The sequence below is a fragment of the Niveispirillum lacus genome, from assembly GCF_002251795.1.
GTDB classification, from domain to species: domain Bacteria; phylum Pseudomonadota; class Alphaproteobacteria; order Azospirillales; family Azospirillaceae; genus Niveispirillum; species Niveispirillum lacus.
Genome location: NZ_NOXU01000030.1, coordinates 430,790 through 450,622 on the forward strand (window position 1 = coordinate 430,790; position 19,833 = coordinate 450,622).

At 61.4% G+C, this 19,833-nt stretch carries 16 protein-coding genes and 1 tRNA gene; 10 read left to right on the forward strand and 7 right to left on the reverse strand.

The window, feature by feature from the left end; all coding sequences use genetic code 11:
- Window positions 1-795 (reverse strand): rhamnogalacturonan acetylesterase, encoded by a 795-nt coding sequence (locus CHU95_RS14900; protein WP_207762508.1) that lies wholly within the window; start codon window positions 793-795, stop codon window positions 1-3.
- Between the two features lie 199 nt (window positions 796-994).
- Here CHU95_RS14900 and serS point away from each other — a divergent pair, with 199 nt between their 5' ends.
- The 4 genes from serS to CHU95_RS14920 are packed head-to-tail and all read left to right on the forward strand — an operon-like array spanning window position 995 to window position 4,956.
- Entirely contained in the window at window positions 995-2,269 is a 1,275-nt protein-coding gene (serS, locus tag CHU95_RS14905) for a serine--tRNA ligase (RefSeq protein ID WP_094457100.1), read from the forward strand.
- Window positions 2,262-3,038, forward strand: a complete 777-nt coding sequence (gene surE / locus CHU95_RS14910; RefSeq protein ID WP_094457101.1) for a 5'/3'-nucleotidase SurE — start codon at window positions 2,262-2,264, stop codon at window positions 3,036-3,038. Before serS ends, surE begins: the two co-directional genes overlap by 8 nt.
- Window positions 3,035-3,691, forward strand: a complete 657-nt coding sequence (locus tag CHU95_RS14915) for a protein-L-isoaspartate(D-aspartate) O-methyltransferase (RefSeq protein ID WP_094457102.1) — start codon at window positions 3,035-3,037, stop codon at window positions 3,689-3,691. The genes surE and CHU95_RS14915 overlap by 4 nt, the downstream gene beginning before the upstream one ends.
- On the forward strand, window positions 3,688-4,956 hold the full coding sequence (locus CHU95_RS14920) for a LysM peptidoglycan-binding domain-containing M23 family metallopeptidase (protein WP_245838269.1): 1,269 nt from the start codon (window positions 3,688-3,690) through the stop codon (window positions 4,954-4,956). Before CHU95_RS14915 ends, CHU95_RS14920 begins: the two co-directional genes overlap by 4 nt.
- 213 nt (window positions 4,957-5,169) lie before the next feature.
- Here CHU95_RS14920 and CHU95_RS14925 read toward each other — a convergent pair whose 3' ends face one another.
- The 3 genes from CHU95_RS14925 to CHU95_RS14935 form a co-directional block, all read right to left on the reverse strand.
- Window positions 5,170-5,418, reverse strand: a complete 249-nt coding sequence (locus CHU95_RS14925; protein WP_094457103.1) for a hypothetical protein — start codon at window positions 5,416-5,418, stop codon at window positions 5,170-5,172.
- 234 nt (window positions 5,419-5,652) lie between these two features.
- On the reverse strand, window positions 5,653-6,054 hold the full coding sequence (locus CHU95_RS14930) for a response regulator (RefSeq protein ID WP_245838271.1): 402 nt from the start codon (window positions 6,052-6,054) through the stop codon (window positions 5,653-5,655).
- Between the two features lie 188 nt (window positions 6,055-6,242).
- Window positions 6,243-7,352 carry a branched-chain amino acid ABC transporter substrate-binding protein gene (locus CHU95_RS14935; protein ID WP_094457104.1) on the reverse strand — a complete coding sequence of 370 codons (1,110 nt, stop codon included), beginning with the start codon at window positions 7,350-7,352 and terminating at the stop codon, window positions 6,243-6,245.
- A 181-nt stretch (window positions 7,353-7,533) separates the two neighbouring features.
- Here CHU95_RS14935 and CHU95_RS14940 point away from each other — a divergent pair.
- Window positions 7,534-7,618: transfer RNA gene (locus CHU95_RS14940), tRNA-Leu, on the forward strand.
- A gap of 167 nt (window positions 7,619-7,785) precedes the next feature.
- Here the strand turns inward: CHU95_RS14940 and CHU95_RS14945 are convergent.
- Both CHU95_RS14945 and CHU95_RS14950 read right to left on the reverse strand, forming a co-directional pair.
- The gene (locus CHU95_RS14945; RefSeq protein WP_094457105.1) at window positions 7,786-8,550 is read right to left on the reverse strand and encodes a class I SAM-dependent methyltransferase; all 765 of its coding nucleotides are present in this window, start codon (window positions 8,548-8,550) and stop codon (window positions 7,786-7,788) included.
- Window positions 8,551-8,561: 11 nt separating this feature from the next.
- Window positions 8,562-9,440: an FkbM family methyltransferase gene (locus tag CHU95_RS14950; protein WP_094457106.1), complete on the reverse strand. Its 879-nt coding sequence runs from the start codon at window positions 9,438-9,440 to the stop codon at window positions 8,562-8,564.
- 246 nt (window positions 9,441-9,686) lie between these two features.
- Here CHU95_RS14950 and CHU95_RS14955 point away from each other — a divergent pair, with 246 nt between their 5' ends.
- From CHU95_RS14955 to CHU95_RS14970, 4 genes are all read left to right on the forward strand, one after another.
- Window positions 9,687-11,978: an NADP-dependent malic enzyme gene (locus tag CHU95_RS14955; protein WP_094457107.1), complete on the forward strand. Its 2,292-nt coding sequence runs from the start codon at window positions 9,687-9,689 to the stop codon at window positions 11,976-11,978.
- A 60-nt stretch (window positions 11,979-12,038) separates the two neighbouring features.
- Window positions 12,039-12,659, forward strand: coding sequence for a class I SAM-dependent methyltransferase (locus CHU95_RS14960; RefSeq protein WP_094457108.1), 621 nt, complete (start codon window positions 12,039-12,041; stop codon window positions 12,657-12,659).
- A gap of 38 nt (window positions 12,660-12,697) precedes the next feature.
- On the forward strand, window positions 12,698-14,059 hold the full coding sequence (mgtE, locus tag CHU95_RS14965) for a magnesium transporter (protein ID WP_245838273.1): 1,362 nt from the start codon (window positions 12,698-12,700) through the stop codon (window positions 14,057-14,059).
- A gap of 575 nt (window positions 14,060-14,634) precedes the next feature.
- The gene (locus CHU95_RS14970) at window positions 14,635-17,748 is read left to right on the forward strand and encodes a TonB-dependent receptor domain-containing protein (protein ID WP_165772192.1); all 3,114 of its coding nucleotides are present in this window, start codon (window positions 14,635-14,637) and stop codon (window positions 17,746-17,748) included.
- 633 nt (window positions 17,749-18,381) lie between these two features.
- Here the strand turns inward: CHU95_RS14970 and yajC are convergent.
- Window positions 18,382-18,720, reverse strand: a complete 339-nt coding sequence (gene yajC, locus CHU95_RS14975) for a preprotein translocase subunit YajC (protein WP_094457277.1) — start codon at window positions 18,718-18,720, stop codon at window positions 18,382-18,384.
- 211 nt (window positions 18,721-18,931) lie between these two features.
- Here yajC and CHU95_RS14980 point away from each other — a divergent pair, with 211 nt between their 5' ends.
- Window positions 18,932-19,789, forward strand: coding sequence for an ATP-binding protein (locus tag CHU95_RS14980; protein ID WP_094457278.1), 858 nt, complete (start codon window positions 18,932-18,934; stop codon window positions 19,787-19,789).
- The last annotated feature ends 44 nt before the right edge of the window (window positions 19,790-19,833 follow it).

Genomic DNA, 19,833 nt, shown 5'->3' on the forward strand with positions numbered 1-19,833 from the left:
TCAGGGGCAGGTGGGCCCTCCCAGTGTCGGTGGGTTTGCGGCCGGCTGTGGTCGCACCTTTGCGGAGACGGGCAGGGGCAACGCCTGCAGCCGTGTCGCCACCAGCGATGCCATGGCCCGCGCCCCCTTCTCGCTGAAATGGGTGTCGTCGGCAATGCCCTCGGCCCAGCGTGTGTAACCAGCAGCCTGGGCCTGTTCCTTGCTGTAATGCAGGAAATAGGCTTTGGCTGGCTCCGGCCCCAGCCCATGCACATAGACCCGGCTGTCATAGCCCAGATCAATCAGCGGGGTGCCCGTCTCTCGCGCCACTGCCCGCGTGACCTCGGCATAGGTGGCAAAACTGTCGTTGATGCTGCCATCCGGGGCGAAGCTGCGGCGCGCCACCGGTGTCAGCAGAACGGGCTGCGCGCCCTTTTCGCGGGCCATGGCGATGAAGCGCAGCAGATTGACACGGAAAGCGGGCAGGGGCGTATAGCGCTCCTCCCGCGCCTGATTGGCATCATTGTGCCCGAACTGAATCAGCAGCGTATCGCCCGCGGCGATATCCTTGGCAATGGCATCAAAGCGCCCTTCGGCGATGAAGCTTTTGGTGCTGCGGCCGCCCATGGCCCGGTTTTCCACCGTCACCGTGCCGTCCAGATTACAGGCCAACGCCATGCCCCAGCCCATCTGCGGATAGCGGTCGGGGGCGTAATGGGCGGCCGTGCTGTCCCCGGCAATGAAAATGCGCTCGGCCATCGCCGCTGGCGCTGACAGCAGCAGGGCTGCCAGGGCCGGGAACATCCAGTACCGCATCGCCATCCTCCCGCAGATTTGTATGACAACTTTCAAGCCGGTGGCAAAATAGGCGCAGCGGGCGGCCAGGGCAAGGGTCTTTGGCCGTCAGATACTGTTATGTTCCGATCCGTACCTTCCCCCCTGTGGGCGCTTTACGCGCTGCCCTCTCCGCCCCTATAAACGGGGCACCGATTGACCCCTAGGCTTCTGGTTTTCCATGCACGACATCCGTTCCATCCGCGACAATCCCGCTGCCTTTGATGCCGGCCTGGCCCGGCGTGGTGTGGAACCGCTGTCTCCCCGCATCCTGGAACTGGATCAGGAACGCCGTGCCTGCCAGACGCAGGCCCAGGAGCTGCAGGCCCGCCGGAATGAGGCGTCTAAGCTGATCGGCGCCTATAAGAAGGAGGGCAAGGACGCCCAACCCCTGCTGGATGAGGTCGCGGCGATCAAAGAAAAGATGCCGCAGCTTGAGGAACGCGAGAAGGAACTGGGGGCCGAGCTGGACCGCATTCTGGCCTCCTATCCCAACATCCCCGCCCCGGATGTGCCCGACGGCAAGGATGAGCATGACAATGTCGAAATCCGCCGCGTCGGCACGCCAACGGAAATCGTGGGCGCCAAGCAGCATTTTGAGCTGGGCGAAGCCTTGGGCCTGATGAGCTTTGATCTGGCGGCCAAGCTGTCGGGTGCGCGGTTTACGGTCCTGCGTGGACAGTTGGCCCGGCTGGAGCGGGCCCTGGGCGATTTCATGCTGGACATCCACACGACCGAGTACGGCTATGAGGAAGTGTCCCCGCCGCTGCTGGTCAAGGATGACGCCGCTTTCGGCACGGGCCAGTTGCCGAAATTCACCGAGGACCTGTTCCAGACCACCAACGGTTTCTGGCTGATCCCAACGGCGGAAGTGCCGCTGACCAATCTGGTCAATGACGCCATCCTGGATGCCGAGGAGCTGCCCCTGCGCCTGACGGCCCGCACGCCCTGTTTCCGGTCGGAGGCCGGGTCGGCCGGGCGTGACACGCGCGGCATGATCCGCCAGCATCAGTTCTACAAGGTGGAAATGGTCTCCATCACCCGGCCCGATCAGTCGGCGGCGGAGCATGAGCGGATGACCGATGCGGCGGAAACGGTGCTGAAGCGTCTGGGCCTGCCGTTCCGCACGGTCACGCTTTGCTCGGGCGATATGGGCTTCACGGCCCAGAAAACCTACGATATCGAGGTCTGGCTGCCGGGCCAGGCTGCGTACCGCGAAATCTCCTCCTGCTCCAACTGTGGTGACTTCCAGGCCCGGCGCATGAAGGCCCGCTTCCGCGCCAAGGGGGAGAAGTCGACACAGTTCGTGCATACGCTGAACGGCTCCGGTACCGCCGTGGGCCGCTGCCTGATCGCGGTGCTGGAAAATTATCAGCAGCCTGACGGCTCCATCCTGATCCCGGACGCCCTGCGCCCGTACATGGGCGGGCTGGAGCGGATTGCCCTCAATGGCTGATTTCGATTTCACCGGCACCCGCATCCTGATCAGCAATGATGACGGCATCCATGCCCAGGGGCTGGCCGTGCTGGAGGCGATTGCCCGCGACCTGACCGACGATGTCTGGGTGGTGGCGCCAGAGACGGAGCAGTCCGGCGCCTCCCATTCGCTGACCATGCATCGGCCGTTGCGCGTGCGCGAACTGGGGCCGAAACGTTATGCCGTTGATGGCACGCCCACCGACTGCGTGTTGCTGGCCATCAACCATTTCATGGCCGACAAGAAGCCGGCCCTGGTTCTGTCGGGCATCAATCATGGCAGCAATCTGGGCGAGGATGTGACCTATTCCGGCACCATCGCCTGCGCCATGGAGGCCACGCTGCTGGGGGTGCGCGCCATCGCCATGAGCCAGCGCATGCCCCATGGCGGCCCGCCCAACTGGGCCGTTGCCAAGGCCTTGGGCCCACAGGTCGTGCGCAAGGTGATGGCCGCCGACTGGCCGAAGCTGGTCTTGATGAATGTCAACTATCCCGACGTTGCTGTCGGCGATGTGACCGGTGTGCATGTGGTCCGCCACGGCAACCGCAAGATCGGGGACGAGTTGGATGAACGGATCGACCCGCGCGGCCGGCGTTATTTCTGGATCGGTGCCGCGCGCGGGGATGAGGATGTGCCCGCTGATACCGACGTGCATGTCGTCAACCATGGCGGCGTTGCGGTTACGCCGATTTTCCTGGACCTGACCCATTACGATTGTCTGGAGAACCTGAAAGGGGTCTTTGCATGACCAGCGGGGCGGCGCGCAAGATCAGGTTGCTGATGCTGCTGCGCCGCCAGGGGGTGACGGACGTCAATGTCCTGCGGGCCATCGAACTGATCCCGCGCGAATTGTTTGTGCCGCGCCCGTTCCGTGATCAGGCTTATGAGGATACGGCTCTGCCCATCGGCCATGGTCAGACCATCAGCCAGCCGCAAGTGGTGGGCCTGATGACGCAGGCCCTGGAACTGGGTGACCGGCACAAGGTACTGGAAATCGGAACCGGGTCCGGATATCAGGCGGCAATCCTGGCCAAAATTGCCCGCCGGGTCTATACAATCGAACGTCACCGTCCGCTGGCGCAGGAGGCGGAGCAACGCTTTACCGCTCTGCGCCTGCATAACATGACGGCCAGGGTTGGGGATGGGATTCGGGGATGGCCAGAGGCAGCGCCCTTTGAGCGCATCCTGGTCACCGCAGGTTGCATAGGTAACCCGCCTCGTGATCTAATGGACCAACTCGCGGTTGGTGGCATCATGGTGATCCCCTTGGGCCCGGATCACCGGGCATTGAATGTGGTGCGTATCCGCCGGGATCAGGATGGATTGAAGCGAGAGGTACTGTGGCCCGTCAGGTTTGTCCCCCTGCTGCCGGATGTCGCCCCGGACCCGGTGTCGGCATGAAGATGGCCTTCCGCCTCGCCCTGGCCACGATGCTGTCGGGTCTGCTGCTTTCCGGCTGCTCGACAGAGGGTGACCTGCCCAGCAAAGCCGCGCGGGCGCCTGCAGCGCCGGTGAATTCCATTTTCGTTTCCCGCGGCGATACGCTGTACAAGCTGGCGCAGCAATATAACGTTCCGGTCCGTGACCTGATCGAGGCCAACGGGCTGACCGCGCCGTTTATGCTCCAGCCGGGACAGCGTCTGCTGCTGCCGCTGCCCAAACTCTATGTGGTGAAGGCGGGTGACACGCTGTACGGCCTGTCACGGCAATACCAGGTCGACATGGCCGAACTGGTCCGTCTCAACGGGTTGCAGCATCCCTACACCCTGAAGGCTGGGCAGAGTTTGCGGTTGCCGGGGCAAAGCCCGATGGCCGGGGTATCGGTCGCGGCCGCCCCGCCGCCGCCAGCGTTGAAACCCGCCATTCCGGCGCCAAGTCGCAAACCGGAAGTGCCGCCGGCGGCCAGTTCCAGCCCGGCGGAGCGTACGCAGCGCCCGGCGGTGGAGGTGGCGACCCTGCCGCCGCCGCCTGCGGCAGCAACCGCACCGCCGCGTCCCGCCGCCGCCCCTCTGGCCCCGCCTGTCGCGGCGGCTGGCAAACGGGGGGTGGAGACGGAAAGCCTGCCCCCCGCACCCACTGCCGCTGCGCCGGCGCCGGCCCTGGCCCCGGCAGCACCTGTCACACCTGACCGGCGCCCCGCTGCGACACCGGCGCCACAGGTCTCGCCACCACCGGCCCAGGTGGCTGCGCCACCACCGGCCCAGGTGGCTGCGCCACCAACGGCCCAGGTGGCTGCGGTCACTCCGCCGCCGCCACCGCCACGGGATGATGTACCCCCAGCCCGCGCGGGAAACCGTTTCCTCTGGCCCGTGCGCGGGCCGATCCTGTCAGGATTCGGTGAAAAACCGGGCGGCTTGCGCAATGATGGTATCAATATCGGGGCGCCAAAGGGCACGGCGGTGATGGCGGCGGAAAACGGGGTCGTTGCCTATGCCGGTAATCAATTGAAATCCTTCGGCAATCTGGTTCTGATCCGTCATGATGGCGGCTGGGTGACCGTCTATGCCCATCTGGATGCGTTGGCGGTTGAACAGGGGCAGCGCGTCACGCGCGGGCAGGGGATCGGCACGGTTGGCCAGACCGGAAATGTCCGTTCCTCGCAGTTGCATTTTGCCATTCGCAAGGGCGAACAGGTGTTGAACCCTGTTGACCAATTGGAAAAATAGCGGCTGCTGTCCTCATCAAAAACAAAGGGCCGGGCACCCCGACGGTACCCGGCCCTCCATTTATTTGCCGAAGATCCACTGCCCACGGCGACGGCGTTAACGCCAACCGGCCTCAGCTTTGTCCTGGGCAGTGTGCGGGCAGGCCGTAACCCGCCCGCACTCTTGCGGCAGCGTAAACCTGCCTTGATCGTCATCGACCAAGGCAGGTTTGTCTTACTTGTTGCCTTCCGGCGGCGTGGTGCCTTCGGCCGGCGGGGTGGCCGGGGCCGCGCCATCAGCCGGAGCGGGGGTGGCTTCCGCGGGGGCGGCCGGGGCTTCTGCCGGGGCCGGCGCGGGTTCGGCGGCCGGGGCCGGCTGCTCAGCGGCCGGGGCCGGGGCGGGGGCCGCAGCCTCTTCCTTCTTGCCACAGGCGGCCAGACCGACAACCATCAGGCCGGCAAAAACCAGGGGAAGCACGCGCATTGTTCGCTCCTTCGCTTATTTGTGGTCGGAGCCAAGGGCCCATCCCCTTGACGCCGGGTATGCTTCAACGCTCCAACCTTGAAGCCTTGAGGTCCTGTTGACAACAGCGTCGATGCGGTTTTCTCCAGGTTTTGCGTATTTTCCTGGCGATCTGCTTCAACCGCTGCTGCCTGCATAGGCAATATCACAATCAATTGCGGCAATGCCATGCCGCGCTGATGGATTTTCAGAGGCTTACCGTCCGTCCGCTTCGGTCAACCGGTTGCGCGCCTGCTCCAGCGCGGTTTTCAGTTGCTGGGCCGAATAGGGTTTTTGGACAAAACCGAGGGGCCGTGTCTGGGCCACCCGTGCCATCGTCTGGTCATCGGCGTAAGCCGACAGGAAAATGCAGCGGACCCGCGCTTCCTGCCACAGTCGCTGCGCCACCTGCACCCCGTCGCTGGCCCCCCGCAGCCTGATATCCATCAGGGCCAGTTGCGGCTTTTCCGCCTGTGCCACGGCCAGGGCTTCCAGTTCCGAGGCCGCGATTCCCACGACATCATGGCCAAGCTCGCTCAAGGTGAGGCGGACGCCCAGCGCAACCAGCGCGTCGTCCTCGACGATCATCACCTTCAGCGGGCTGATGGACACGGTCACCGCTTTCCCTGTTCTCCAGAACGTTGCCTGGCGGGCAGGTACCAGGGTCTCTTCTTTGATAGCCCGGCGCCGGCCCCGGCGGCAACCCGGTCAATATGCTAGTCCAAGGTGACTGTCTATTGCCGAAAGGCATAAGTCATACGCAAACAGGCCCCCCGGCCGGGGGGCCTTACCGGGGCCTTGGTCGGTTATTGACCGGGGATTGGCGTGTACTTGCCGTTGCTCCAGCGATAGACGATGTAATCGGTGACTTTGCGGTCACCCTTGGCGTCAAAGGAAAGCGGACCGATCACCGTTGTGTAGACACCGTCCCGGATGCTGGCAGCCACCTTGTCGGCATCGACCGTCTTTGCCTTCGTCGCGGCACCGGCCCAGACCTGAACGGCGGCGTAAGTGTACAGCGTATAGGCTTCCGGTTCGAATCCGGCGCTGCGGAAACGCTTCACCACATCAGCGGCTTCCGGCTTGTCACGATATTCATTGCCGAAGGTGACCAGGGCCCCTTCCGCCGAGGTACCAGCGATGTTCCAGAATTCCTGGTTGACCACCCCGTCACCCGACATGAATACAGCCTTCAGGCCGGCATCGGCCATTTGGCGGACCAGCAGGCCGGCCTCCGTATGCAGGCCGCCAAAATAGACCACATTGACGCCGGCATCCTTCATCTTGGTAACCAGGGCCGACATATCGCGGTCGCCGACATTAACGGCGTCGAACATGACCTCCTTCTTGCCCCCTTTGTTCAGGGCGGCGCGCGTGGCCTCTGCCAGACCGCGGCCATAGGTGGTCTGGTCATGGATGACGGCGATTTTGCCATCCTTGTGGTTTTTCAGCAGCCAGGCCGCAGCGACATCCCCCTGCTGATCGTCGCGGCCACAGGTCCGGAAGACGGTGGTCAGGCCCTGTTCGGTCAATTGCGGGTTGGTCGATGCCGGGCTGATCATGACAATCCCCTCATCGGCGAACACCTTGGAGGAGGGGATGGAAACGGCGGAGTTGAAGTTACCGAACGCTGCCACGCCGCCCTGGGTCGCCAGCTTGTTGGCGATGGCCACACCCTGGCTTGGGTTGGATGCGTCATCCATATTGACCAGCACCAGCTTCTCGCCCAGCAGGCCACCCTTGGCGTTGATATCGGCTACGGCCATTTCAGCGCCCCGGCGCATCTGCTCCCCGAACACGGCGTTGGGGCCAGTCAGCGGCGCCACCAGACCAACGATCGTGTCGGCAAAGGCCGGCATGGCGGTCAACATGGTTGCGGCCGCCAGGGCAGCAGCGAAGCTCTTCTTCAAGTTCATTGTCGCCAATCTCCTGCGAGGGCGTTGTCCGTGTTGGTGAAGCTAACACGGGGACCCGGCCCGTCAAATCCGTACATCATCAAAGCGATGACGATTGGTGCTTGAAGCGGCGCCTGCGATTTGCTATCCACCCCGCACCGCCGACGGTGACAAACCAGAAGCGGTCTTCCGGCATGTGTTTGCGGCCGTGGCGGAATTGGTAGACGCGCAGCGTTGAGGTCGCTGTGGGGCAACCCGTGAAAGTTCGAGTCTTTTCGGCCGCACCATGACCCAGTTGCGAAAGCCCCGGAACAGTGATGTTCCGGGGCTTCGTGTTTTTGGGTCTCTGCGCTGATATCGAACGAACGATGTTGCAGGACATGTCCTGGCGCCGGAGGGGGGGCCGACGACCGCCGGCCCCGCACGGGGGTGCCATCAGGGCAGGTTTTGGCCGTTACGCCGCCGGCACCACGGCTGCCACACCCTTTTGCAGGATGGCCTGTGTCAGGCTGTTGCTGCCATACAGGTCACAGAACACATCGAATCCTTCCGGGAACGCCGCCGATGCCAACGCGATGCCGGAGGGGGTGGCGAAGAAAATCTGTGTGGGAATGGGGTTGCGGCCGACCGCCGCCGACAGGCCTTCCACCATCTTATGGGCGAGCACATCATGGAAACCATAGATCGTGCGCTCGTGGCCGAAGGGGCGCAGGCTGTCGAAATCCTTTTGCACCGCCTCATTGGTGTGCAGCCCGTCGACAAAGGCAAAATCGATGGATCCACCCAATTCACGTTCGATGATCTCGGCATTATTGTCCGGCGAACTGCCCTGCACGACTTTCACATTCAGCCCTTCGGCCTGGGCGATGATGTTGGTGGCCTCGATCCATTTTTCAGTGAATGGCTCCATCCCGATCTCGATGGCAACCACCTTGGCTTGCGGGTTCATCAGGGCCAGGGCCAGGGTGCTGAAACCAAAACTATTGCCGATGATGAAGATATTCTTGAAGTCGGCCAGGCTGCTCAGCGACTCCAGAAAGGCGATTTCCCGCATGGCGATGCCCAGATGATAGGTCTGGTTCATATGGCCGATATACAGGCGTGTGAAGACGAACTTGTCCGTCTTCATATATTCAGGCTCCAGCTCAGAAGAGAGCATGAAACCATTCTTTTTGTAGATTTCGAAAAGCCGCAGCGCTACCGATTTTGACTTGGCCATGATGTCGTTCCTTATTTCCAGAAGCCAAGGTCGACGCCGGGCCCCTTACCACGATTGAGATATCCCAGAACATCGCTGGTCGAGACGATGGTCTCCGGCCGGTCCAGGATGACCTTGTTTTCATACCGATCCAGGAAAGAGATGAATTTTTCCATCTCGAAAGCGGGCTTGTCGATATTCTCGATCTCGATAACCCCGCCGATGACCTGGTCCCAGATCTCATCCGGCAGCAATGTGATGATCTTCTCATCATACCCTTGCGTATCGGATTTATAGAAGATCGGCAGACCCGGTTCCTGCCAGCGACGCGCTTCGACAGCGGCGTTGATCACCCGGACCTCTGTTGCGCCCTTGTTTTGCGCCCCGGCCAGATCATCGGACACCAGGCTGTTATTGCCGCAATTCTGGAGGTCCAAAAACAGCCGGAAAACGCCGTCGGTCTCGGCCAACCCTACCATTTCCGGAACGACCATGTCGAAACAGGCCAGATTATGCAGCAGGCAGGCGAAATTCTCCGGTTCCGGCTCATAAGCGAAGGCGCGTTTAACATTGCCGCACCAGCCCAATACCTGCCGGGTAAACAGGCCCATATTGGCGCCCACATCGACCAGAACGGCCGCTGGCACCGTGTCCAGCACCTTCTTGGTGAATAGCAGTTCTTCGATCTGCCAGTGATGATTGGCCAGCGACATCGGGGTGATGGCGGAATCGCAGCGTGTACGGATTGTGGCGGTGTCGGGTGACGCGCTGTTCTGCGCATAAAGTCCGCGGCCCGGCTTCGGCTGGAATTCAATGTTCTGAACGCCAAGTTGCGTGCGCATGAAGTCAATATAGTATCGGAAATTGTTCCAGAAGCTCGCCGGATCAAGATTGCCATCGGGCAGGGACATCACATCGCTTCCTTCGCGCGGGGGCTACGCTGGCCAAACGCTCGATATTCTAAAGAAATTCTCGGCGGCGTCCATCGCGGCGGAGCATGACATAAACGGCATGGTCAAGGGAACAGCCGGCCGGCTGTCGTCATCGGGGCTGATCCCTGCGGATCGCATCCCCCAATGGCTGGACAGGGGCCGCACTCCGGGCCTAACTAGGGACCAACAAAAATCCGTTCAGGTTTGTTGGGAGTTCACCCTGAAATGACCGATGCCTTCCGCGATGCGGCGTTGGATTACCACCGCCTTCCTGTTCCCGGCAAAATCGCCGTGACGCCGACCAAGCCGTTGGCCACACAGCGCGATCTGGCGCTGGCCTACTCCCCCGGCGTCGCCCATGCCTGCGAGGCGATTGTCGAGGATGAGGCCAATGCCGCGAAATATACCAGCCGCGGCAATTTGGTGGCGGTCATCACCAACGGCACGGCCGTCCTGGGCCTGGGGGATATTGGTCCTCTGGCCTCCAAGCCGGTGATGGAAGGCAAGGGTGTGCTGTTCAAGAAATTCGCCGGTATTGATGTCTTTGACATCGAGATCAGCGAAAAAGACCCCGACAAACTGGTCGATGTCATCGCCGCCTTGGAACCGACCTTCGGCGGCATCAATCTGGAAGATATCAAGGCGCCGGAATGCTTCTATGTTGAGAAGAAGCTTCGGGACCGGATGAAGATTCCCGTCTTCCATGATGATCAGCACGGCACCGCCATCATCGTGGCCGCCGCCATCACCAACGCGCTGAAACTGACGGGCCGCGATTTCGCGTCGGTGAAGCTGGTCTGCTCCGGTGCCGGAGCGGCGGCGTTGGCTTGCCTGGATCTGCTGGTCGATATGGGTCTGCCGGTCGACAATGTCTGGGTAAATGACATCAAGGGTGTGGTCTATCAGGGCCGTACCGAACTGATGGACCCGCGCAAGGAACGCTATGCCAAGCCGACCAACGCCCGCACCCTGGACGACATTATCGGCGACGCTGACATTTTCTTGGGCCTGTCCGCTCCCCGTGTCCTGACCCAGGATATGGTGAAGAAGATGGCGGCCAATCCGATCGTCATGGCGCTCGCCAACCCCACGCCGGAGATCATGCCGGATGAGGTTAAGGCGGTGCGTCCGGATGCTATCGTCGGTACCGGCCGGTCGGACTTTCCCAATCAGGTCAACAATGTCCTGTGCTTTCCCTTCATCTTCCGCGGCGCGCTGGATGTGGGGGCGACGACCATCAACGAGGCGATGAAGATCGCCGCGGTCAACGCTATCGCACGGCTGGCCCAGGCGGAGGTGCATGATGTTGTCGCCATGGCTTATGGCGAGGCGCCGCCCAGCTTCGGCCCGGAATATCTGATCCCGCGCCCCTTCGATCCGCGTCTCATTCTGGAAATTGCCCCCGCCGTGGCCAAGGCCGCCATGGATAGCGGCGTGGCCACCCGCCCCATCAGGGATTTTGACGCCTATCTCGAACAGTTGGGCCAGTTTGTTTTCCGCTCCGGCCTGCTGATGAAGCCGGTCTTTGCCAAGGCTAAGGCCGACCCGCGCCGCATCGCCTATGCCGAGGGTGAGGAGGAGCGGGTGCTGCGCGCTGCCCAGCAGGTGATGGATGACGGCATCGCCCAGCCGATCCTGATCGGCCGGCGCGAGGTTGTGGCCCGCCGCATCGAGAAGCTGGGCCTGCGGCTGCGGTTGGATGACAATGTACGTCTGATCGACCCGCAGAACGACCCTGCCTATAATGATTACTGGCAGACCTATCACCGCAAGATGGAACGTGGCGGTGTTTCACCTGACCGCGCCCGTCAGGTGGTCCGCACCAACAGCACCGTGATCGGGGCGCTGATGGTGGAAAAAGGCGATGCCGATGCCCTGATCTGCGGCACTGTCGGTCTTTATGACTGGCATTTGAAGCATGTGAATGACGTGATCGGCAAAAAGCCGGGTGCGCGCGTGATGGCCGCCCTGTCGGTGCTGATTCTCAATCGTGGCACATTCTTCCTGACCGACACCTACGTGAATGCTGTGCCCAGCGCTTCCGAACTGGCCGATATCACCGATCTGGCGGCCGAAGAGGTGCGGCGCTTTGGCCTGTCGCCCAAGATCGCGCTTCTGTCCCATTCCAGCTTCGGCAGCCATAACGACACGTCTGCTGTAAAGATGCGCGAAGCGCTGCAGGCGATCACCGCGCGCTATCCAGACCTGGAGGTCGAAGGCGAAATGCATGCGGACGCGGCCATCAGCCCGGAAATCCGCAGCCGCATTTTCCCCAACAGCCGTCTGCACGGATCGGCCAACCTGCTGGTCATGCCGGACCGGGACTGCGCCAACGTGTCCTTCAATCTGTTGAAGGTGCTGGGTGACGGGCTGACGGTGGGGCCGGTGCTGCTGGGCACGGCGAAACCCGCTCATATCCTGACGCCCTCGGTCACGGTTCGTGGCATCGTCAACATGTCGGCGCTGGCCGTTATTGATGCGCAAATGCATAGTCTGGGCGCGGCACAGGAGCGTTGAGGCTGGTTTAACGGGCCGCCCATCGGGCGGTCCGTTCATCTTCAGGATCGGGATGATGGTATGACGGCTGGGTTAAAGACATTCCTTCATGCCGGATGCGGCGAGAAGCGGCGCCAGAATACGACCAAGGTCTTTGCTGGTGATGACTGGCAGGAGATCCGGCTCGACATCGACCCCGCAGTTGGTGCGGACATTGTGGGGCCGATGACCAAGATGGACATGATCGCCACCGGTTCCATCGACGCCGTCTATTCCTCGCACAGCTTGGAGCACCATTACGCCCATGAGGTGCCGGTCGCCCTGGCCGAATGCCGCAGAATTTTGAAGCCGGATGGCTTCATGATCATTGTCTGCCCCGATCTGCAGGGGATTGCCACCCTGGTGGCGAAAGGCCGGTTGATGGAACCGTATGCCGTGTCGCCGGCAGGTCCCATTGCCGCCATCGATGTTCTGTTCGGTTATCGTCCGTCGCTGGCGGCGGGAAACCAGTTCATGCTTCATCGTACGGGTTTCACCCGTGACAGCATGGCGGCGGCCTTGAAGGATGCCGGTTTCAAGGCGATTGCTGGCATCTCGCGTGGTTATCCATTCTTCGATCTGTGGATGGTCGCCTCCAACGCGGCCCTCAACGATAATGCTCTGCGGGAACTGGCTGCGGCGCATTTTCCCGAAGAGCGATAGGGTCGCGTTCCGGTGCGGCATTGATTGAGGGGCGGGGTGTGACCGTGCAGGACACTGACCGGGCGCAGATGCATGAGATCTCCGATTTCCTGGATGCCGGCGATGCACAAAGCGCTGCGGCGGCCCTGGCGGAACTGCACCCGTCCGATATTGCCGACCTGCTGGAGCAGGCGGATGAGGATCGGCGCGAACTGCTGATCGCGCTGCTGCGGCCGCAATTTGACGCGGAAATTCTGGCCTATCTCTCGATTGATCTGCGTGACGAGGTGATCGAGCGGCTGGAGCCCAAGGCATTGGCTGCGGCCGTGGCCGAACTGGATACCGACGACGCTGTCGATGTGATTCAGGATTTGGATGAAGAGGCGCAGCGATCCATCCTCGCCAACCTGCCGCCCGAGGCCCGTGCCCTGGTTGAGGAGGGCTTGACCTACCCGGAATATTCCGCCGGTCGCCTGATGGGCCGGCAGTTTGTTTCGGTCCCGGAATTCTGGACCGTGGGCGGGTTGCTGGATTATCTGCGCGCCGCTGCCACTAGCGAAGACACTGATCTGCCCGAGGAGTTCTACGACATCTTTGTGGTCGACCCAATGCATCGGGTGGTCGGCAGTGTGCCGCTGTCGCGTGTGCTGCGGTCCAGACGCGGGGTGAAGCTGGTGGATATCCTGCATGAGGATATTCATCGTATTGCCGTCACCATGGACCAGGAGGAGGTGGCACGCCTGTTCCGCAATTATGGTCTGGTCTCGGCCCCCGTGGTTGATGCGGGCGGGCGGTTGGTTGGGGTCATCACCGTTGATGACGTGGTGGACGTGATTGAAGAGGAGGCGGAGGCCGACCTGCTGGCCATGGGCGGCGTGGGGGAGGATGACCTCTACCGTGCGGTGCTGTCCACGGCGCGCTCGCGTTTCCGCTGGTTGGCCTTCAATGTGGTGACGGCCCTGATTTCGGCCACTGTCATCAACCAGTTCACCAACACCATTGCCCAGGTCGTGGCCCTGGCCGCCTTGATGCCCATTGTGGCCAGCATGGGCGGCAATGCCGGCACCCAGGCGCTGACGGTCGCGGTGCGGGCCTTGGCGACCAAGGAACTGACCACCGCCAATGCCGCCCGCGTTATCGGCAAAGAAGTGCTGGTGGGGCTGCTGAACGGAATGGCCCTGGCCGGTATTGTCGGTGGGATCGCTTTCCTTTGGTTCGGTCAGTCACTGATCGGCCTGGTGATCGCCGGCGCCATGGTCATCAATCTGATCTGTGCCGGTTTGTTTGGCGGTCTGATCCCTTTTGTGCTGGACCGGATGAAAATCGACCCGGCCGTCGCTTCCGGTGTTTTCCTGACCATGGTCACCGATGTGGTCGGCTTTCTGGCTTTTCTGGGTCTGGCCACAGTCATTCTGCTGTGACAGGGGGCCCAGGCGCATTGGATGCCTTGGCCATACCAGGGGGGCTTCTGCATAAAGCCGACCGCCGTTCGATATCATGCCTGCGCATGATGACTGGCCTGCGCCGAATCCTTCTCTGCGTTCTGTTCGTCGACAGCGCTGGTGTCTTCGGTCTGGCGGCAAGTTTTCATTTTAAAAACGGCCAGGACCCTTCAGCGGTTCTTAGTTTATTATTCTGGAGCAAAGGCTGAAATATAATTTTGATTATGCGTATTATTTTGCAATAATATTGCCACAATTTTGCGCGGCCAGAGCGCAAATCTCTTTGCGCAATGCCTGAAACGAAACATAGTAACTATTGCAATAGTATTTTGGTAATTAATAACCCCGTTTCAGCCAGCAATGCGATATAATGTTACAATTTTACAGGGGTATTGCAGACGTGCAACAGGTGCAGACCTCTTTACGGACGATACGTACGCTCTCCTTGTCGCAAGAATTTCGGCGTCGTTAACTGCTGCTAACCTGTGAGGTCTCGGACATGCCGGATGGAGTGGGCCGCCGGTCGCCTTGTGGGGATAAAAATGGGGTTAGAGATGAAAATTCAACAGAAGCTGCCGGGACGCGCTATTCGCGCGGCCCTCCTGACAGGCGTTGCCGCGACCTTCGTGAACGGTTCCACCGCTATTGCCCAGAGCGCACCGGCTGCCGGTGCAGAACCTCTGGTGCTGGAAGAAATCATCGTCACGGGTTCGCGCATCGCGTCGCCGAACGCGACCTCTCCGGTGCCCGTCACGAGCGTGACAGCGGAGCAGTTGGTGCTGAAGGGCAATGTGTCCTTGGGCGATGCAATGAACAAGCTGCCCTCCTTCCGCTCCACCTTCTCTCAGGCTAACTCAACAGCCTTTATCGGCACCGCTGGCCTCAACGTGCTGGATCTGCGGGGTCAGGGGACTGCTCGTACGCTGGTCATGGTGAACGGGCGTCGTCACATCACCGCACAGCCCGGCTCCTTCACCGTTGATACCAACACCATTCCGTCCGATCTGCTGGAACGGGTTGATGTCGTGACGGGCGGCAATTCGGCTGTCTATGGTTCCGACGCCGTGGCCGGTGTCGTCAACTTCGTCACCAAGCGCAACTTTGAGGGCACCACGGCCCGCCTGCAGGTGGGCACGTCCGGCAAGGGCGACCGTGACTCCTACACTGCCAGCGTGGCAACGGGCATCAGTCTCGATGAAGGGCGTGGCAATTTCGCCATGTCGTTCGAGATGGCGGACTCCGACACGCTTTATTTCACCGACCGTGACAGCCAGACCGGTGCTTTCTCTGGCCGCAGCCAGTTTAACCTCACCGAAAACGTGATCGGCGAGCCCTCGACGGGCAATGGTACGGCTGACCGTACCTTCCTGCGTGGTATCCGCAATATTACGATTTCCGAAGGTGGCCTCTACACCTCCACATGCCCGGCTTTGCCTGCGACGACGGCTGCCAACTATGCGGCAGTTGTTGCCCGCCGTGCCCTGAACTGTACGGGCCAGCGCAGCAATACCGGGGCTGAGTTGGGCAAGACCTTTGTCTTTAATGATAGCGGTCAACTCGTCGAGAACGTGGTCACAACTGACTTCCGTCCGTTCGGGTCGGGTAACTCCATCGGCGGCCAGGGTTCCACCCTTCGCCTGACCGGCATGTTGCAGCCGGGCTTGGAGCGCAAGTCGTCGAACATCATCGCGCATTATGAAGTCGCCCCTGCATTCCGCCCGTTCATCGAGGCGAAATATGTTGAGGTGACGGCCAATCAGGAAGGCCAGCCGACCTTCCACAACAACAGCTTCAGCATCGATAACCCGTTCCTGTCTGCCGCGAGCCGCGCCCTGCTGGTGAACAGCTTGGCGCCTGGCGCGACGACCTTCACTGCACAACGCTTCAACGTTGACTTTGGTGGTCGCGGCGAACAGCATACACGCGATACCTATCGTATCGTTGTTGGTGCCGACGGCGAGTTCAATGATGATTGGCGCTATGAGGCGTCGATCAATTACGGCCACGTCGACACCTATTATGAAACCAATGGCAACATCATCACGGCCAAGTTCAACAATGCCCGTGATGCCGTCCGTAATGCCGCTGGGACCATCGTTTGCCGTGTCAATGCCGATGCGTCGACGACCAACGACGATCCGTCCTGCGTGCCGGTCAACCTGTTCGGCAATGGTTCTGTCTCTCGTGAAGCCCTGAACTATTTCGGCTACACCTCCTCGCGCAAGCAGCAGGCGACCGAGTTTGTTGGCAGCGCCTTCGTGAGCGGTGACAGTTCGCAATTGTTTGAGCTGCCTGCCGGCCCGGCCAGCTTCGCCATTGGTGGTGAGTATCGCCGTGAAACCGCGTACTCCATCTACGACGATGTTACTGCCAGCGGTGTGACCTTCCTGAATGCCTTTGCTCCCTTCCGTCCGCCTGCGATGGAAGTGACGGAAGGCTTCGCCGAACTGCGCGTGCCGTTGCTGGCCGATCTGCCATTCGCCGAGGAACTGTCGCTGAATGGTTCGGGTCGCCTGTCGCACTACAACAATGATGTCGGCACGGTGTTCGCTTATAATTTCGGTGGCACTTACGCCCCGACCAGCGATATCCGTTTCCGCAGCGGATATGCACGGTCAGTGCGCGCACCGACCCTGCTCAACCTGCACGGTGCTTCGACGCAGGGATTTGTGAACGGCCTGAATGACCCCTGCAGCGCCAACAACATCAATAACAACCCCAACCGCCGGACCAACTGCGCTGCGGCGCGCGTGCCGACGACGGAAGTTGTCAACGGCGTGACCGTTCCCTGGACCAACACCCCGGCATCGGGCGTGTCTGGCGTCAGCTCCGGTAACCCCGACCTCACCGAAGAACGCGGCACCAGCATCACCATTGGTTTTGTCGCCACGCCGGACTTCATCGACGGTCTGACCCTGTCGGCCGACTATTATTCGATCAAGATCAAGGACGTGATCAACACCCTGGGCGGTCAGACGATCATCGACCAGTGCTATGACAGCCCGAGCGGGATCAACAACGCCTATTGCGCTGCTGTGTTCCGTAACGCGGATGGCACGTTTGCGGGTCAGTCGAACCGTATCGTTGGTGGGGCCACCGTATCCTTCCCGACCACCGGTCCGGCTTATCGCGCGGGTCCGTTCAACTTCGCCAACCAGAAGACGGAAGGCATTGACGTTGACCTGACCTACGAGGTGATGCTGACGGATGACATCAAGGCGGATTTCCGCACCCTGGTGTCGTATCTGATCAAGCGTGACGAATTCACCGACATCACGCTGCCCGACTACCGTACCCAGGTAAAGGGCACCTTGGGCGATCCGGAATGGTCGGGCACGTTTGACGCTGACTTTAAGTGGAAAGAGTTCAATATCGGTTATGGCCTGCGCTATATCGGTAAGCAGGCCATCACCGACTGGGAAGTTCAGCACGCTGTCGACGGCCGTCCGGCCACCAACCCCGATGGTTGGCCGCGCAAGTACTACTCGGCCGCCTATCTGCACGATATCCGGTTTGGGTATGAAGTCACCGAGGAGATCCGTCTCTATGGTGGTGTCGATAACTTCACCAACAGCCTGCCCCCGTTTGACCTGCTGGGGACGACCGATGGTGAGGCCTATGACAATATCGGCCGTTACTTCTACTTGGGTGTTCAGGCTAAGTTCTAATCCGCCTTTGCACCGATAGGTTTGAGTTGGCGGGTGTAGCAGACATTTGTCAGACGGCGTGGGGGCACCCCCTCGGGCCGACCTTACCGAAGTCCGCTGCACCTGCCAGACCGACCAGCTTGACTACCGATCTGCCAAGCCCCTGTGTTTTGGCCGATCGGTGTCTGGTTTCTTGGTACCCGGCACCGCTCTGGTGCTCAATATCATGGCGGCAAAGGGCCGCCGCCCGCCGCGACGGGCAGAGAACACGAAATCGGCTACTTGTGGTGATGGCCGCCCGCCGCCATTCTGTGACCGTCGCTCCCGGTGATGTTAGGGTAACGACGATGGGCTATGTGGCACGACAAGGTGACCTGCGTCCAATCTGAAAGGATTGGATCATCGCAGGACCGGCCCGATTGTCGGGGAATGTGATTTGTCGTTTGTTGCTCGCCGCACAATCAATGCAGCAATCCCGGTATTACCGGGAATGGGGCGCCGCGCGCGGCGATGGTGACCCTGATGGTTTGGTGGCTCGACCGCCGGCCACGCTCCACCGTTCTACACCAGGGTTCTTTCGCTCAATGACGGTACTCGGGCGATGGGGACCGCCTTGACACTGACCATTGGTCAGCATCAAGGCGGGAAGGGCGCTTAGCGTTCGTCGCCTGCCGGCTCTGTCTTGGCCAGCACGGCGGTGATGGTGGAGCGCAGGACGCGGACGCGGACATTTTCGGCGATTTCCACCGTTGCTTCGTCGTCGGCGACCTTGACGATGGTGCCGACGATACCGCCGCCGGTGACGACCTTGTCACCCCGGCGCAGCGCTTCCAGCATCGCCTTGTGCTCTTTCAGCTTCTTTTGCTGCGGACGGATCAGCAGGAAATAGAAGACGACAAAAATCAGCACCAGCGGGGCCAGCGACATCAGGGATTCCATGCCGCCACCCGGCGCACCGGCAGCGGCCTGGGCATAGGCCGTGGAAATGAACATCAACTGCTCCTCGAATTCTGCTAAATGGCCGGCGGTGCCGGCAGCGGGACTATACAAGCCATCGGGGCCGTTGCAACTGAAACCGGCCAACTGCCATGCGGCAACCGGGCTTCGGCACGCAGCCGGCCCCATGCTAGCGTGCGGCCATCACATCTGGTCCCAGCACCCTGGCCGTGCAAGGGGCAGCAACATTATTTAGAGTGATATGATCATGGCTGAACCGGATCTCGTTGCCCTCCTGTCCCGTATCGCCGATGCTTTGGACCGGCTGGCTCCGCCGGCGCGACCCACCGGCGATTTGTCGGCCGCCAATGCCTTTGTCTGGCATGCGGACAGCCTGTCCCTGACCCCGGTGGCCCGTGTCGCTTATGTTGAGTATGACCTGCTGAAAGGTATCGACCGGCAGAAGGCCCAGTTGCTGGAGAATACGGCGCGTTTCGCCCGCGGTCTGCCGGCCAACAACGCCCTGCTCTGGGGCGCACGCGGCATGGGCAAAAGCTCCATCGTCAAGGCGGTGCATGCTCGCGTGAACCGCGACGCCCCCGGCTCCCTGGCGCTGGTCGAAATTCACCGCGACGATATCCCGACGCTGGGCCGGCTGCTGGAGGTGCTGCGTGGCGCCGACCGCCGCTGCATCCTGTTCTGCGATGATCTTTCCTTCAGCCATGATGATGGCGACTACAAGTCACTGAAGGCCCTGTTGGAAGGCGGGATTGAGGGGCGGCCCGACAATGTCGTGCTCTACGCCACCTCCAACCGCCGCCACCTGATGCCGCGCGACATGATCGAGAATGAGCGGTCGACCGCCATCAACCCGTCCGAGGCGGTCGAGGAAAAGATCAGCCTGTCTGACCGTTTCGGCCTGTGGCTGGGCTTCCATGCCTGTGATCAGGACAGCTATTTCGCCATGGTCGAAGGGTACGCTGCCGCCCATGGGCTGGACCTGACGGTGGAACAGTTGCGCGCCGCGGCCGTCGAATGGTCAGTCACGCGCGGTAACCGCTCCGGCCGTGTGGCCTGGCAGTTGATCCAGGATCTGGCGGGGGCAGCGGGCAAAAAACTGGTGTGACGGCCCAAGGCGGCACGCCACAGCGCGGGTCCTTATCCTGCCGA

What these genes read in the sequence shown, in the direction of transcription:
- CHU95_RS14900 (WP_207762508.1), bottom strand. Translation starts at nt 795, where the DNA reads ATGCGGTACTGGATGTTCCCGGCCCTGGCAGCCCTGCTGCTGTCAGCG.
- serS (WP_094457100.1), top strand. Translation starts at nt 995, where the DNA reads ATGCACGACATCCGTTCCATCCGCGACAATCCCGCTGCCTTTGATGCC.
- surE (WP_094457101.1), top strand. Translation starts at nt 2,262, where the DNA reads ATGGCTGATTTCGATTTCACCGGCACCCGCATCCTGATCAGCAATGAT.
- CHU95_RS14915 (WP_094457102.1), top strand. Translation starts at nt 3,035, where the DNA reads ATGACCAGCGGGGCGGCGCGCAAGATCAGGTTGCTGATGCTGCTGCGC.
- CHU95_RS14920 (WP_245838269.1), top strand. Translation starts at nt 3,688, where the DNA reads ATGAAGATGGCCTTCCGCCTCGCCCTGGCCACGATGCTGTCGGGTCTG.
- CHU95_RS14925 (WP_094457103.1), bottom strand. Translation starts at nt 5,418, where the DNA reads ATGCGCGTGCTTCCCCTGGTTTTTGCCGGCCTGATGGTTGTCGGTCTG.
- CHU95_RS14935 (WP_094457104.1), bottom strand. Translation starts at nt 7,352, where the DNA reads ATGAACTTGAAGAAGAGCTTCGCTGCTGCCCTGGCGGCCGCAACCATG.
- CHU95_RS14945 (WP_094457105.1), bottom strand. Translation starts at nt 8,550, where the DNA reads ATGGCCAAGTCAAAATCGGTAGCGCTGCGGCTTTTCGAAATCTACAAA.
- CHU95_RS14950 (WP_094457106.1), bottom strand. Translation starts at nt 9,440, where the DNA reads ATGTCCCTGCCCGATGGCAATCTTGATCCGGCGAGCTTCTGGAACAAT.
- CHU95_RS14955 (WP_094457107.1), top strand. Translation starts at nt 9,687, where the DNA reads ATGACCGATGCCTTCCGCGATGCGGCGTTGGATTACCACCGCCTTCCT.
- CHU95_RS14960 (WP_094457108.1), top strand. Translation starts at nt 12,039, where the DNA reads ATGACGGCTGGGTTAAAGACATTCCTTCATGCCGGATGCGGCGAGAAG.
- CHU95_RS14970 (WP_165772192.1), top strand. Translation starts at nt 14,635, where the DNA reads ATGAAAATTCAACAGAAGCTGCCGGGACGCGCTATTCGCGCGGCCCTC.
- yajC (WP_094457277.1), bottom strand. Translation starts at nt 18,720, where the DNA reads ATGTTCATTTCCACGGCCTATGCCCAGGCCGCTGCCGGTGCGCCGGGT.
- CHU95_RS14980 (WP_094457278.1), top strand. Translation starts at nt 18,932, where the DNA reads ATGGCTGAACCGGATCTCGTTGCCCTCCTGTCCCGTATCGCCGATGCT.